General features: G+C 54.1%; 10 protein-coding genes and 1 pseudogene. 5 read left to right on the top strand and 6 right to left on the bottom strand.

The genetic code is table 11. From position 1 onward, the window contains the following. The first annotated feature begins 76 nt into the window (after positions 1 to 76). Positions 77 to 730, top strand: a complete 654-nt coding sequence (locus tag ACQUQP_RS07715; RefSeq protein WP_432698220.1) for a tRNA (adenine(22)-N(1))-methyltransferase — start codon at positions 77 to 79, stop codon at positions 728 to 730. Between the two features lie 800 nt (positions 731 to 1530). After that, positions 1531 to 2406 (top strand): EamA family transporter, encoded by an 876-nt coding sequence (locus tag ACQUQP_RS07710; RefSeq protein WP_432698219.1) that lies wholly within the window; start codon positions 1531 to 1533, stop codon positions 2404 to 2406. A gap of 30 nt (positions 2407 to 2436) precedes the next feature. Here the strand turns inward: ACQUQP_RS07710 and ACQUQP_RS07705 are convergent. The 3 genes and pseudogenes from ACQUQP_RS07705 to ACQUQP_RS07695 all read right to left on the bottom strand — a co-directional run. After that, positions 2437 to 2810 (bottom strand): annotated as a pseudogene (locus tag ACQUQP_RS07705) (transposase); the annotation flags it as partial. An 88-nt stretch (positions 2811 to 2898) separates the two neighbouring features. After that, positions 2899 to 3837 (bottom strand): ketopantoate reductase family protein, encoded by a 939-nt coding sequence (locus tag ACQUQP_RS07700; protein WP_432698218.1) that lies wholly within the window; start codon positions 3835 to 3837, stop codon positions 2899 to 2901. Positions 3838 to 4204: 367 nt separating this feature from the next. Further along, on the bottom strand, positions 4205 to 5002 hold the full coding sequence (locus ACQUQP_RS07695; RefSeq protein ID WP_432698217.1) for a class II aldolase/adducin family protein: 798 nt from the start codon (positions 5000 to 5002) through the stop codon (positions 4205 to 4207). Positions 5003 to 5121: 119 nt separating this feature from the next. Here ACQUQP_RS07695 and ACQUQP_RS07690 point away from each other — a divergent pair, with 119 nt between their 5' ends. Then, a complete protein-coding gene (locus tag ACQUQP_RS07690; RefSeq protein WP_432698216.1) occupies positions 5122 to 6027 on the top strand; it encodes a LysR family transcriptional regulator in 906 nt (301 codons plus the stop codon). A 190-nt stretch (positions 6028 to 6217) separates the two neighbouring features. Here the strand turns inward: ACQUQP_RS07690 and ACQUQP_RS07685 are convergent, their stop codons facing one another. Continuing rightward, the gene (locus tag ACQUQP_RS07685) at positions 6218 to 8152 is read right to left on the bottom strand and encodes an FAD-dependent monooxygenase (protein WP_432698215.1); all 1935 of its coding nucleotides are present in this window, start codon (positions 8150 to 8152) and stop codon (positions 6218 to 6220) included. Positions 8153 to 8453: 301 nt separating this feature from the next. Beyond that, positions 8454 to 10628, bottom strand: a complete 2175-nt coding sequence (gene katG, locus ACQUQP_RS07680; protein ID WP_432698214.1) for a catalase/peroxidase HPI — start codon at positions 10626 to 10628, stop codon at positions 8454 to 8456. Positions 10629 to 11004: 376 nt separating this feature from the next. On the opposite strand from katG, the gene fadB reads away from it, so the two are divergent. Together fadB and fadA are read left to right on the top strand one after the other, a co-directional pair. Continuing rightward, a complete protein-coding gene (gene fadB / locus ACQUQP_RS07675; protein WP_432698213.1) occupies positions 11005 to 13164 on the top strand; it encodes a fatty acid oxidation complex subunit alpha FadB in 2160 nt (719 codons plus the stop codon). Next, complete coding sequence (gene fadA / locus ACQUQP_RS07670) at positions 13161 to 14339, top strand: acetyl-CoA C-acyltransferase FadA (protein WP_432698212.1); 1179 nt, start codon at positions 13161 to 13163, stop codon at positions 14337 to 14339. Before fadB ends, fadA begins: the two co-directional genes overlap by 4 nt. 48 nt (positions 14340 to 14387) lie before the next feature. Here the strand turns inward: fadA and ACQUQP_RS07665 are convergent, their stop codons facing one another. Then, positions 14388 to 14678: a DUF1330 domain-containing protein gene (locus tag ACQUQP_RS07665; RefSeq protein WP_432698211.1), complete on the bottom strand. Its 291-nt coding sequence runs from the start codon at positions 14676 to 14678 to the stop codon at positions 14388 to 14390. Between the last annotated feature and the right edge of the window lie 66 nt (positions 14679 to 14744).

Below are 14744 nucleotides of genomic sequence, written 5' to 3'. Positions count from 1 at the left end.
CTTGTTAGGTTTTTCTACCTAGATAAACGAAGAAAACACTTACAATACGTTTTTAAAAACACGAAGTAGGTAACGCTTGAAACTTAGCAACCGTTTAAAACTAGTCGAAAAAATGGTCGAAGCCCACTATATACACATTTGGGACTGTTGCTGCGATCATGGTTTTCTAGGGGCTTCCTTATTATCCAAAAAAACCAAAGCTACTGTTCATTTCGTTGATATTGTGCCGGATTTAATCGATGAACTCGAAACCAAATTGAAACGATTCTTTTCTGGTTCAGCATGGGAAACTCACTGCTTAGATGTATCCCTGCTTCCGCTGCAACGCTATGATGACAATCATTTAGTTATAATTGCAGGAGTTGGTGGAGATTTAACCGCTAAATTTGTTGAGTCAATTTGCACAAGAAACCCAAAATTAAACATCGATTTTTTACTATGTCCAGTTCATCACCACTTTTCTTTGCGACAAAAACTAATAGAGCTTAATTTGGGCTTAAAAGATGAAGCATTAATAAAAGAAAACCAGCGTTTCTATGAGGTTATTTTAGTTTCATCTGATGAAACAAATAATGAAAGCATCACCGCAGTCGGAAAAAAAATTTGGTATTCTGAATCGGCTCAAGAGTACTTAAATCAAACTTTAAATCACTATCAAAGAATACAGCAAGGACAAAAAAATGATGTCCAACATATCATTGATGCCTACAGCAAAGTGAACTTCGGCTGATTAAACCTAACGAATGAAATGGACTCGCCCTCTCTAGACTGCGAAATTGCAGAAATTGGGGTCAGAGAGAAATTGGGGTCTCAGAGTAACCTTTCTGCAAGGACGCGAGGTTCCGCTTCGTGCCGGTAGCTCGCTTGGAACACTGCAAGCCGAAGGTCTGCAAAGGGCCAACTCCTGATGAGACGACAGATTTAGGCTGGGCCACTCTGTCAGACAACACCTCCGCGCACAGACCGGACGTTGCGGGGATCCTCCCCGCTCGTCACGTTGGACCCCAAAGAGACATTTCATAGATCTTGATCTGCACAAAGAGCTGCCAGACGATAATTGCAAAGGAGGACTATACTTATCGGCACTATCGAGCAGTGTCTAAACTGCTAGGTTGTTATGTTTATTCTGAATCGCTTCGCTTCCGAAACTGCAGCAATATTGATTGGTATTGCAATATGGAGGATGTTTTGGTCGATGTTTAGCTCAAACTCAACTTCAAACACCTCCCACGATGACCATATTCATTTACCTCCCCGATACGTCAAGGATTATAAACCCGAGTTCCTTTCCGACTTGGAGCTAAAACGATTGAATCGACTTGTCAGAACCGAAGGTAAAGGAAAATCACTCAAGCAAATTCAAGCAGAGCTGATCAGGCGGGGCTTTTCAAAGCGAGAGATAGCTAACTTTCGATCTGAAGCTACCGAGGAGGAAAAGTACAAAAGAGTTAATTGGTCTGAGGTGTAACAGTAAGTGCCCCGGCTTGAGCCGGGGGATTCTATTTTATTGGTAGGACAGGACTCGCTTCCATGATCCAAACCATCGTATATCCCTTAGTGGCCGCCGTGCTCTTCGCAATTGCGATACATATACAACGACAGGCCACCCGCTCGCTAGACGACCGAACCGGTACCGTTGTGAGTGTGCTTTCAATAGCACTTTTATTCTGGTCGATTTCGGGGTGGCGTTTTGACCTATCGTATTGGTTCTCGGATGCCACACCATACTTTCTCGTAGCAGGAATTTTTTTCCCAGCCCTCGCGCAGCGCTTGCAGATTGTCTCGACCAAACATATCGGCCCCGCTCTTACTGGCGCGCTTGGCTCTTTCCTACCCTTATTCGCCGCCATTCCTGCGGTGTGGTTCTTGGGCGAGCATCTCACGCTACAACAATATTTCGGGATCAGCGTTCTGATTGGAGCGCTCTTTGTGGCAGCTATTGTGCGCGGTGTCAGCTGGCATAACGCAGGATTCTATTTGCTGTTCCTACCACTCGCAGCGACGCTTTCGCGGTCGATCGGATTCCCGATTGCCAAGGCGGGTTATAATCAACTTCCGGAGCCGCTTTTTGGCACGCTCGCAATGTCCACCGCATCTGCGGTAACGATTCTCGTGATGCGAATCATCTCTGGGTCTCCGGGCAAAGTGTTGGCTCTTTCGAAAGGACACGCATTCTTTGCCCTTAACGGCATATTGATCGGACTGGGTTTTATGCTGGTCCAGTTTTCTTTGAGTGCGGGTGCTGTCACGATTACCGCATCGATCGTCTCCAGCGTGCCGATCTGGACGCTGTTGTGCGGCGCACTCGTGTTCAAGAGTGAGTCATTGACGTGGAAACACGGCGTTATCGGGGTGGGAGTCTTTATTGGCGCGGTGATGATTGTTACTGGAGGAACGTCATCGTAAATCGGAATCAACGTGCTCAAACTGATGCGATCTTAGCTTGGCAACGCGGCGCTTTGGATTGATCCGAAGATTCAACGCAAGTTCGCAGTAGATCCGATAAACACGCCTGTGATTAACGGGGTAATGTTCAAGGTTACAGAGGTACTGGTAGCATTGGCCGAAACCCCAGTCAGTTTGCTCGGTAGTCAAACGAATGAGCCAATCCCCACTTCTGCATTTTCGTCTTCAAGATCTCTGAGTCGAGCCATCAAAGATACGTCCATGCCGCAATACTTGGCTCGCCACTTATCGAAGGTGGCGTTGCTCATGCCGTGTTCGCGAAACAGCTCTGCAAAGGGCACTCCGCTCTCGGCTTGCTTTCGAATCGCCAGGATTTGGCTGTCGGTATAACGTGACTTTTTCATGCAGAATTTCCTGCGTTTAGATTACGAGAAAATTCTACTTTTGACTCCTGTTAATTTTCGGGAGGATTAAGAAGCAGCAATTTCCTGACTACTGACCGTTCCAAAATATCGGCGCACGCTCTCTTGCCAGAACCAACCCCGCTATAAGCTCATTTTTGGGCACCGAAATACCAAGTTCATTCGCTCGCGCGACGATAAAGCCATTCAAGGATCCAATCTCTGTCGGCCGCTGGGCTCTAATATCCTGAAGCATTGATGGCTGATGGAAACGATGTTCCTGGCACGCAGAATCGATAAGAGAATGAAGCGCTTGTTCATCAACTGCGACTCCACTCGCAGTCGCGACAGCCACCGCTTCATCTGCCAGGGCATGCGCCTGAGATTTAAGCTCAGGTGTATCGTTAACCAACCCTGGTGAACCATCAGAAAGGGCGCAGATCGCATTCATTGCTACGTTGAAGCAGGCTTTTTGCCATATTTTTGGGGCGACGTTTTCCTGGTACTCTGCGGTCAGACCCGCAGTCACGAACATGTCTGCCAAATCTCGAGCTGCCTGTGACTCTATGGCTGATCTCAGGTTCAGGGGCCCCATCCATGTATCGCTGAATCCTTTGGATCGCACCACGCCGGGTTTAACCAATGTGGCTGGTATCATCGTTACACCCTGTACGATCGGCAAATCAGTACAAGCTGCGAGTCGCTCTCCGTTAGCCAAACCATTTTGAAGAGTGACCAAAACAGAATCGGGCGAGAGCTTGTTCAACACTGACTGGATTGCAGCCATGCTTTGATATGTCTTGGTGAAAAGCAGTACATATCGAGCTGCCGTGGCCTGGTCCGGTGTTGCTGCACTCGGATAGGTTTGCACTTTTCCCTGATCGTTCTCTAACGTCAAGCCATCACGTTTGATGACTGCAGCTGTTTCTGCACTCCGGTTTACCAGCTGAACAGAGCATCCAGACTGACTCAGCATGCCGCCGATATATGAGCCCAAAGCACCTGCCCCAAGAATCATCACATCGTTCATCAGTTTCCCCTTCCCGTTATTTTTCGCATCTAAAAACTGAACAGTCCTGAGCTATAGTTTTAAGCCATAGATCTGGTCAGAATCGCGCTGTTTGGTTGATCGATTCCAGGAAGCCAGCGACCAAGTCCAGAGTAATTCTGGCTTATCGATAAAGTCAGCATCAACGCGTGTTTTCAAAGGCCTGGCGGGCTAAATCGAGAGCACAGAATACTAGGATGACTTTGTCGGTAAGCCTCACAGGGCGTGCCCTGAAACATAGATCCAAGGCGCAGTGTTGCGAAGGACGACGGCCATTAGCCGCTAGAACCGCCTTGTCTCTCTGTATTTCCGGGCAGGCTGAAAATGCCATGGGCAGATTCGCGCTTGCTCAGTACTTCCAGCTCGGATCTTTTCGGTCAATTAAACGAAGCAAAGCGGGCCATTCCGGATGCCGGACTTTAGCGCCAGCCTGAGCTTCTCCACCTTCAAACTGCTCACGTGTTTTCTCCATGACCGCTTCAGGAATACGCTTTAATGTTCCGGCAGACATAGCATTTAGCTGAATTCGGGTGTTCTGTATAAAAGCCATATGGCGGACAAAGGCCCAGGTACAGTTGGGACCACCCGTTATCAAACCGTGGTTTTTCAGTACCAGCGTATGATTTTTGGCACCGAGGGCCTGAGTGATGCGAGGGCCTTCAGATCCATCAAGTACGATCCCTTCAAAGTCGTGATATCCGACACGTTCGTAGAACTGGCAGCCTTCCTGAGTAACCGGCACAACATCTTCGTCAATCGCGCAGATCGCCTGGCTGACCGGTTCATGGGTATGAATAACCGCATGCAGATCCGGGCGAGCCTGATGAATCACAGAATGGATTAGAAAGCCTGCACGGTTAACCGGCCAGTCGGTTTCGCTGAGGATGTTACCGTCCATGTCAATTCGCACCAGATCACTGGCCCTGATCTCATCGTACAGCATGCCGAAAGGATTGATCAGTACATGATCGGTGCCGGGAATTCGGCGACTGATGTGGTTATATACCACCGATGTCCAGCCATAGTGCGCAACCAGCCTATAGGTTGCAGCGAGTTCCAGTCGGACCTCCCACTCCTCGTTGCTGATACCCGCCGGTGGAGCAGGGAGTTCTAGGTCGAAGCGATTCTGTCTATTTATGTTTGTCATATCGGCTACGTTTCGGCTTGGTTTTTAGGTGGTGTTAACTCTGAAAGGCTAGGGTAGAAACTGGAACCAAATAGATCAAACAGATAGTATTTATAATAAATATAGAAACCATCTATCTTATGTCGAAAATTGACCTGAATCTGGTTCGGACCTTCGTAGTTCTGTACGAGACGAGGAGCGTAACGAGCAGTGCTGACAAGTTAGCCATCACCCAGCCGTCGGTTAGCTATGCGCTTTCCAAGTTGCGCGAACTGTTTGATGACCCGCTGTTCGTCAGATCTAAATCGGGTATGGAACCAACGGCACTGGCGACTGAACTGTTTAACGTGTTTAGCCATTCACTCGGCGAGATCGAACATAGTGTTGAACGGCTCAGAAATTTTGATCCCCTGCTATCTGATCGCCGGTTTACGATTGCACTGACTGATCTCGGAGAGATGGTGCAACTCCCTCTGATATTCAATGCCTTAAATGAACAGGGCCCCAACATTAGTTTGAATGTGGTTCCGGTTCAGATCGATAAAGTGGTCGACTGGATGCAGAGCGGTAAGATAGATGCCGTTATTTGCAGCACCAAAATACTGGATAAGAGAGTTCAGCGTAGCGTTATTCATAGTGACAGCTACGTTTGTGTTGCCGGGCTGAAATCGAAGATCAATACCCTGTCGCTTGAGGCATTTGAAGCGGCGCAACATATCCAGGTAAGCCGATCTCTGGGACATGGCTTTGTAGACGAGGTTATTCTGGAGAAATCGATCCGGCGCGAAGTGCGTTTATCAGTTCCGCACTTTAGTTCGCTGCCATCCGTATTGGCCAGCAGCGAGTTGCTCGCGATTGTGCCCTCTTATATCGCGCAGCATTATGCTGACGAGTATGGGCTAAAGGTATTTCCACTCCCCTTCCCTGTGAGTGAGGTAGAGATCGCCATTTACTGGTCGACGAATAAAGACAGCTCAACCTCTAATCAATGGTTCATTCAGGTGGTAAAGGATGCGCTTAAGGATGGATGGTATTCCTTGCGATAGACACGTAGAGGCCGGCCTCGAGGAAAATTACTCGGTAGAATCCCCCCCGGATATTAGCCGTATTTTACTGCGATAAGCACGGGGTTGCTTGCGGCGTCGCGAGACCGGGAATCCGTCAGTCCGGGAAGAAAAGGCCCGCCAAGGTTGTCTTGGCGGGCCTTTTCCTGACACTGGATTTAGCTATGAGCTTTTAACTCGGCTCAAGCATAAAGACATCAAAGAATTTCGATAGCTCCGCGTGAGCCGACACGGGCAATATAGCGGCGACATGTTGATCAGGCCTTACGATCACAATGCAGCCCGCGGAACGGTCAATGCCGCGCAGGTCATAGATGTCGTTGCCTTCTTCGGCTTGAAACACCTTTTCATAATCCCGCAGCCCGTATTTTCCTTTTGCAGGCCACAGATAGTCTTGTAGGTCGTGCATCGATAAATCCTGTTGCTGGAAAACAGCATAGGTGTCGAAGACCGAGTCAATATCAGCCCCCTTAGGCGTGTACTTCTGCACCGGTGAGGATTGATCGTTGGCGAGGAAGTCGATGAATTGATACGCCGCCGATGACGGATCTGTGGGGCTTTGTGTGTCGCCAAACAGGAAGATGCGCCAGCGGCCATCTGCCTTTACAAGGTGTCCAAGGTGCTGGCTTCTGCCATCGGCTACACGCGTTGCTTCAGCTGAGTGGAAGCGTTGACCGATATTAAAACCACTGGCCAAGTGCTGGTTTTCCTGTCCCGTGCAGATGAATGACGGGAAGTACTCTATAGAGGTACCGGCAACAAAACCGCTTTGCCGCTTCATAAAGGCTTCGATTTTGCGTGTGTCGATTTTTGCCTTGTCTGACTCTTCGGCGGCGGTTGGGCGAGTAGCGACCAGTTTGGACAGCTCACGGTCAGCGTCGATCAACTGCTGGGCTACTTTGCGTCGCTCAGTACTGTAGGTGCTTAGCAGCTTAGGATGACTTCTGCCCTGAAGCACTGCAGCCAGCTTCCAGCCCAGGTTAAAGGTATCAGGCAACGAGGTGTTCAACCCCCATCCTCCTTTCGGGCTATGTGTGTGGCAGGCATCGCCAGCGACAAATGCGCGAGGGATGATCTCATCTGAACTGCCTGCCGGTCGGTTGTCAAAGCGTTCGGCAATTCGTTGGCCAACCTCATAGATTGACCACCAGGCCACCTCTTTTACATCCAGCGTGTAGGGGTGAAAGATCTTCTGTGCTTTCGCAATGATGTCTTGCTCGTTCAACCGGACATCCGATGCGCGTTTATCTTTGCCAAGCAGATCCAGTTCTACGTAGAACCTGCACAGGTAGCCACCCTCGCGAGGGATAGTCATGACAGCGCCGTGGTCTTTGGACTGGATGAAGCTCTTCACGCGGATGTCGGGGAAATCTGTATTTAGCAGAATGTCCATCACGCCCCAGGCTTTGTTGGCGGAATCGCCCTGCAGAGGGATGCCCATACTTCTGCGAACACTGCTTCGTGCACCGTCGGCGCCAACGATGTAACGCGCTTTAACGGTTTCGGTTTTTCCGGCACCAGCCTCGTCGACTCTCTCGAACGTTGCCGTTATGGGATAGGCATCCAGATCCTGAGTGAGACTCTCGTCAATCTCCATCCCGATCATCTTGCGGCTGTAATGAGGCAGCAGATGGGTGACCGATTTTTCCATGCCATCCGCCAGGAGCTCGTGCAGTCGCGCCTGGTTAACGATTCCGTGCGTAAACTCGGACAATCCAGCTCTGTGATCAGCGGTCTTGTAAGTCCGCTTAATGTTCTCGGGATTGCTCTCGTCCGGTTCCCAGTATGTGTTCTGTTTCAGTTGGTAGGTCTCTTTAACCACCATTTCGCTGCAGTTAAAGGCCTCCATGATCTCCTGGGTGCGGCAAGAGATGCCATCCGCGCGCCCAAACAGCAAGGGTCCTGGTGCCATGTCGACAATACATGTCTTAATGTCTGAGAATACGGACATCTGTCGTGCCATCGTCAAACCCGCAGGACCAGTGCCGATAATGAGTACATCCACTTCATCAGGCAGGTCGACAATCGGTGGGGCTGGGTACGGCTCTCGTACTTCATCCGGAACTTCATAATTGCCGGGTTTGAAGCCATTCAGATGGTATTGCATGACGAGATCTCCTGATTTTTGTTCTTCTAGTTATGGGCCGACATTTAATTAATATGTTAACAATATTTCAGACAATGCAGCCCGATGCAACCCTGTGTACGCATCGCCGTTTCAGACATTAGACGTATGAAAACTATTAAATATTGTAGGCGTTGACTTCACCTGCAACTGTATCGGATCCAGCAGCACTAACGGGCTCAGGAACCCACACTCAGTTTTCAATCCCAGCATACAGCTAACCTAAAAAAGCCAGCGCCGTTAACCGACGCTGGCTTTTTGACTGGAGCATACTGCTAACGCATTACTTCAGATCGAAGCGGTCTGCGTTCATCACCTTGACCCAGGCGTTGACGAAGTCATTGACGAACTTCTCTTTGTTGTCGTCCTGGGCGTAAACCTCCGCGTAGGAGCGCAAAATGGAGTTGGAGCCAAACACCAGGTCGATCCTTGTGGCGGTCCATTTCACGGCATCGGTCCTGCGGTCACGAATCTCGTAGAGGTTCTTGCCCACCGGCTTCCAGCTGTACGCCATATCGGTCAGATTGACGAAGAAGTCGTTGGTCAGCTGCCCTTCCCTATCGGTGAACACGCCATGGCTGGTGCCGCCGTGGTTGGTACCCAGCACGCGCATGCCTCCGATCAGTACGGTCATTTCCGGCGCTGTCAGCCCCATCAACTGGGCACGGTCGAGCAGCATCTCTTCCGGTTTAACCACGTAATCCTTCTTCAGCCAGTTACGGAAGCCATCGGCCAACGGCTCCAAGGGTGCGAAGGAGTCGGCATCGGTCTGCTCGGCACTGGCATCGCCGCGTCCTTTGCTGAAGGGTACGCGGATATCGAAGCCCGCCTCTTCCGCGGCCTTTTCGATAGCCACACTCCCGGCCAGCACGATGATGTCCGCGATGCTCGCGCCGGTTGCGTTGGAGATCTCCGCATAGGCCTTGAGGACCTTATCCAGTTTTTCCGGCTCGTTACCTTCCCACTCCCGCTGCGGCGAAAGCCTGATGCGTGCACCGTTGGCACCGCCGCGCATATCGGAACCACGGAAGGTACGGGCGCTATCCCAGGCCACACTGACCATCTCACTGATAGACAGACCCGATTTGGCGATATGCTCACGCACCACCTCTTCGGTATATGCGGTGTTACCTGCCGGTACCGGGTCCTGCCAGATCAGGTCTTCCGCCGGCACTTCCGGGCCGATATAGCGCGCTTTCGGCCCCATATCACGGTGCGTCAGCTTGAACCAGGCGCGGGCAAAGGCGTCCTGAAAACGCGCCGGATCCTTGCGGTAGCCCTCCAGAATCTGCCGGTAGGCCGGATCCATCTTCATCGCCATATCGGCGTCGGTCATAATCGGGTTGTAGCGGATGGAGGGATCTTCCACGTCGACCGGCTTGTCTTCTTCCTTGATATCCACCGGCTCCCACTGGTTAGCGCCGGCCGGGCTCTTTTTCAGCTCCCACTCGTGATCGAGCAGCATATCGAAGTAGCCCATATCGAAGCGGGTCGGGTTGCTGGTCCAGGCACCTTCAATGCCGGACGTAACGGTGTAGCGCCCATGGCCGCTCTTGTTGGGGTTCTTCCAGCCGAAGCCCTGTTCTTCCACGTCCGCCGCTTCCGGCTCAGGGCCGAGCGCGTCGGCATCGCCGTTACCGTGACATTTACCCACGGTGTGACCACCCACGGTGAGCGCGACGGTTTCCTCGTCATCCATCGCCATGCGGGCGAAGGTCTCGCGTACCTGCTCGGCGGTCTTCAGCGGGTCAGATACCCCGTTGACCCCTTCCGGGTTTACATAGATCAGGCCCATCTGCACTGCGGCCAGCGGGTTCTCCATGGTGTCGGGCTTGGCCACATCGCCGTAACGCTCATCGGACGGAGCCAGCCACTCTTTCTCTGCGCCCCAGTAGGTATCTTTTTCCGGGTGCCAGATATCCTGGCGGCCGAAAGAGAAGCCGAAGGTTTTCAGTCCCATGGATTCATAGGCCACGTTGCCGGCCAGGATGATCAGGTCCGCCCAGCTGACCTTGTTGCCGTACTTTTTCTTGATCGGCCAGAGCAGACGGCGGGCTTTATCCAGACTGACGTTATCCGGCCAGGAGTTGAGCGGCGCAAAACGCTGGTTGCCGGTACCACCACCGCCACGACCGTCGGCGATACGGTAGCTGCCCGCCGCGTGCCAGGCCATGCGGATCATCAGGCCACCGTAGTGGCCCCAATCGGCCGGCCACCACTCCTGACTGTCGGTCATCAGGTCGTGCATATCCTTTTTGAGCGCATCGAAATCCAGCTTGCGAACCTCTTCGCTGTAATCGAAGCCCTCGCCCATGGGGTCGGTCTTGAGATCGTGCTGATGCAGGATGTCGAGATTCAGTGCCTCCGGCCACCAGCCGGTATTCGAATGACCACTGGCGGTATTGCCTCCATGCATGACGGGGCATTTACCGGCGGAGCTGTTGTTGTTCTGACTCATGATGAACCTCTCTCTGCTCGGTTGATGAATCTGCGCTGATCAAGTCGAGTCACAGTTGATAGATGCTTACGCAAAACCTGCGCATCTGGATGGTCAAACTGCTGATCCCGTTAATTGCGCATCAGGTGCTTTCAACTTAGCAGTCACTCCGGATTTTGAAATTTTTATATCGCTATAGCCGGGATTAAGAGTTTCTATAGCCCGGACAGTGAGCCGGCTGGAGGGATTAAGCGAACGCTCCCGATAATCGCCCAGGCACCCGTTCATCGCATCTCTGATGCTCTGCTGATTGTTGAATTCGAGTCACCTTCTAGACTTAGACGTATCAACTATAAGAACGGGGCGGTTCAGCCCCCTACTGCCAGGGAGCCTGACTATGTTGATGCAAGGAAAATCGATCTATGTCGCTGCGCTCGAGGACAATAACTACGAGCTGGTCTTTGCCAGCGGCCATAGCGTCAATACGCTGAACCAGGCCACACTGGCCGAGTTACGCCAGGCTGTTGAATCCCTGAAACAGCAACCCGAAGCCCGGGGCCTGATCCTGCGCAGTGACCTGGACAGCTTTATCGTCGGCGCCGATGTCACCGAGTTTCTGCCTATCTTCGCCTCCGGTGAAGCGGCCATTCGCGAGCTTCTGGAACAGATCAACGGGCTGTTTTGCGCCCTGGAGGCTCTACCCTTCCCGACGGTCGCCGCGATTCAGGGCCAGGCACTCGGTGGCGGGCTGGAGCTCTGTCTCAGCTGCGATTACCGCGTCGGCACGGACACAGCAAGGCTGGGCTTTCCCGAGGTAAAACTGGGTATCTATCCCGGCTGGGGCGGCACCGTGCGCCTGCCGCGGTTAATCGGGGTCGATAACGCCAACGAGTGGATCTGCGGCGGTGGCGAATACCCGGCCGCCCAGGCGATGGCAGTGGGGGTGCTGGATGCGGTGGTAGAAGCGGATCAGCTTGTTGAAGCCGCCCTGGCGCTGCTGCGCGACTGTCAGGAATGCCGGTTTGATTACCAGGCCCGGCGCAGCGAAAAACAGCGCCCGATAAAACTGAACGCCGTGGAGCAGACGATGGCGTTCGAGTCCGCCAAAGGACTTATTGGCGCCAAGGCGGGGCCGCACTACCCCGCTCCGCTGGCCGCCCTGAAAACGATCCAGAAGCATGCAAATCTGGCGCGGGATGAGGCCCTGGCGGTGGAACGCGAGGGCTTCCTACCCCTGGCCACCCACCCGGTCACTGCCGCCCTGGTGGGCGTCTTCCTGAAAGACCAGCTGGTCAAGAAATCCAGTAAAGCTTACACGGCCCAGGCGGCCCCCGTTCAGCTGGCCGCCGTGCTCGGGGCCGGCATCATGGGTGGCGGTATCGCCTACCAGAGCGCCTCCCGCGGCACCCCGGTGCTGATGAAGGACATCAATGAGAAGGCCCTGCAACTGGGCCTGGACGAGGCGGCCAAGCTGCTGAACAAACAGGTCGAGCGCGGCAAGATCGATCCGTTGAAGATGTCGAAAGCGCTGAACAATATCCGACCGACCTTGAGCTTCGGTGACTTCGGCAAGGTGGATCTGGTGGTCGAGGCGGTGGTGGAGAATCCGAAGGTCAAGAAAAGCGTCCTGGCCGAGGTCGAAACCCAGCTGCCGGAAGCCACCGTACTCGCCTCCAACACCTCCACGATTTCGATCACCGAGCTGGGCTCGGCGCTTAAACATCCCGAGAACTTCTGCGGTATGCACTTCTTCAACCCGGTGCATCGCATGCCCCTGGTCGAGGTGATCAGGGGCAAGCAAACCTCGGATAATGCCATTGCTCGCACCGTCGCTTACGCCAGGGCACTGGGCAAAACGCCGATCGTGGTGAATGACTGTCCCGGGTTTCTGGTCAACCGTGTGCTGTTTCCCTATTTCATCGGTTTCTCGGCGCTGCTGCGCGATGGCGCGGACTACCGCCAGATCGACCGGGTGATGGAAGGCTTTGGCTGGCCCATGGGGCCCGCCTATCTGCTCGACGTGATCGGTATCGATACCGCCTGCCACGCCGATGCCGTGCTTGCCGCCGGTTACCCGGATCGCATGGCACATAGCGAGGAGACGGTGATAGAGCGCCTGTTCAGCCTTGGTCGTCTTGGCCAGAAGAGCGGCCAGGGTTTCTACCGCTATGAGCCGGACCGCAAGGGCAGGCCGAAGAAACTTATCGATGCTGAACTGGCCTCGCAGCTTGATGGCGTCATAGGCCAGGCGCGGGAGTTCAGCGACGAGGAGATTATCGCCCGCATGATGATTCCGCTCTGTATCGAGACGGTGCGCTGCCTTGAAGAGGGGGTCGTAGGCTCCGCGGCCGAGGCGGATATGGCACTGATCTACGGTATCGGCTTCCCGCCCTTCAGGGGCGGAGCGCTTTACTACATCGACCAGCAGGGTCTCGAGCCTTTCTGCCAGCAGGCGGACCAATTCAGCAGCCTCGGCAAGCTGTACCAGCCCACCGACGGCATGCGCGAGATGGCCAACGCCGGTAAAACCTATTTTGGATGGGAGGGTAAAGCATGAGCCTTCAACCCAAGGATGTTGTGATTGTCGATGCCCTGCGTACGCCCATGGGACGCTCCAGGGGCGGCATCTTCCGGAATGTCCGCGCCGAGACGCTATCCGCCGCCTGCATCCGCGGCCTGCTGGCTCGTAATCCCCAGCTGGACCCGGAGCTGATTGAGGATGTGATCTGGGGCTGCGTTAACCAGACCCTGGAACAGGGCGCCAATATTGCCCGCAACTGTTCGCTGCTGGCCGGCCTGCCCCACAGTGTCGCCGGCCAGACCATCAACCGGCTGTGCGGCTCATCGATGTCGGCCCTGCATACCGCCGCCCAGGCGATACAGAGTGGTAACGGCGACCTATTCATCGTCGGTGGCGTTGAGCATATGGGCCACCTGGCGATGGATCACGGGCTGGATTTTAACCCGGCACTGTCAAAACAGGTCGCCAAAGCCTCGATGATGATGGGGCTGACCGCTGAAATGCTGGGCAGAATGAACGGCGTCAGCCGCGAAGAGCAGGACCAGTTCGCCGCCCGCTCGCACCGGCTCGCCTACCAGGCGCAAACGGAAGGCCGCTGGCAACGAGAGATTCTGCCCATGGAGGGCCATGATGAGCGCGGCTTTTTGACACAGGCCGAGCACGACGAGGTGATCCGGCCCGATACCACGGCCGAAAGCCTTGCCACCCTGAAACCGGTGTTTATTCCCAAGGGAGGCACCATCACCGCCGGCAGCTCCTCGGCGATCTCCGATGGCGCCGCGGCCCTGCTGGTGATGTCCGCCGCCAGGGCCGACGCGCTGGGCTTAAAGCCCCGGGCGCGCATTCGCGGCATGGCGGTGGCCGGCTGTGACCCTTCGATCATGGGCTACGGCCCAGTACCGGCAACCGAGAAAGCATTGCAGCGCGCCGGTCTAAGCCTTAACGACCTGGAGGTTGTTGAGCTCAACGAGGCGTTCGCCGCCCAGGCGATCTCTGTGTTGAAAGGACTGAAGCTGCTGGATCAGCTGGATACCAAAGTGAACCTGAACGGCGGGGCCATCGCCCTGGGGCACCCACTGGGCTGCTCCGGCGCCCGAATCACCACGACCCTGTTGAACGTGATGGAGCAGCAGGATGCCTCACTGGGCCTGGCGACCCTGTGTATCGGCATGGGACAGGGAATTGCGACAGTTATCGAGCGGGTGGGTTAAAACAGAAAAGCCGGGCCCTGTGAGCCCGGCTTTGTTAAAGGCTGACGCCTAGAGCCCATGCAACAGAATTGCGTTGGCTTCCGCCGATGCATGTCGCTCCCCGATAATCGCCTGGTATTCCGGAGAGTCGTACCAGTCCCTGGCACCTTGCGGCGAATCCCATTCCAGTATCACTGTGCGGCTGCCGTGCCAGTTGCCCTCGAGTACCTGTGGAGCGTCATCCACCATGATGATCCGCCCGCCGCTATCGGTGATCGTTTTGACCACCTTGGAGATGTAAGCATCGTATAGCGGTTGGTCGAGCACCTTTTCGGTAAACAGTATGTATCCCTTGGCCATAGGGTACCTCCCGATACTGTGCGTGACTCGGACACCAAACCGGGCAGGTTCTGTGTTCCGAAGAAG

This window comes from Marinobacterium sp. YM272 (assembly GCF_050908845.1).
In the GTDB taxonomy this organism is placed as follows: Bacteria; Pseudomonadota; Gammaproteobacteria; order Pseudomonadales; family Balneatricaceae; genus Marinobacterium_D.
Note: the sequence above shows the minus strand (reverse complement) of the source record. Positions and strands in the feature narration are given on the sequence as shown.

Coding starts and splice junctions, on each gene's coding strand:
- ACQUQP_RS07690 (WP_432698216.1), top strand. CDS start 5,122: ATGTCGAAAATTGACCTGAATCTGGTTCGGACCTTCGTAGTTCTGTAC.
- ACQUQP_RS07665 (WP_432698211.1), bottom strand. CDS start 14,678: ATGGCCAAGGGATACATACTGTTTACCGAAAAGGTGCTCGACCAACCG.
- ACQUQP_RS07695 (WP_432698217.1), bottom strand. CDS start 5,002: ATGACAAACATAAATAGACAGAATCGCTTCGACCTAGAACTCCCTGCT.
- ACQUQP_RS07710 (WP_432698219.1), top strand. CDS start 1,531: ATGATCCAAACCATCGTATATCCCTTAGTGGCCGCCGTGCTCTTCGCA.
- ACQUQP_RS07685 (WP_432698215.1), bottom strand. CDS start 8,152: ATGCAATACCATCTGAATGGCTTCAAACCCGGCAATTATGAAGTTCCG.
- fadB (WP_432698213.1), top strand. CDS start 11,005: ATGTTGATGCAAGGAAAATCGATCTATGTCGCTGCGCTCGAGGACAAT.
- fadA (WP_432698212.1), top strand. CDS start 13,161: ATGAGCCTTCAACCCAAGGATGTTGTGATTGTCGATGCCCTGCGTACG.
- katG (WP_432698214.1), bottom strand. CDS start 10,628: ATGAGTCAGAACAACAACAGCTCCGCCGGTAAATGCCCCGTCATGCAT.
- ACQUQP_RS07700 (WP_432698218.1), bottom strand. CDS start 3,837: ATGAACGATGTGATGATTCTTGGGGCAGGTGCTTTGGGCTCATATATC.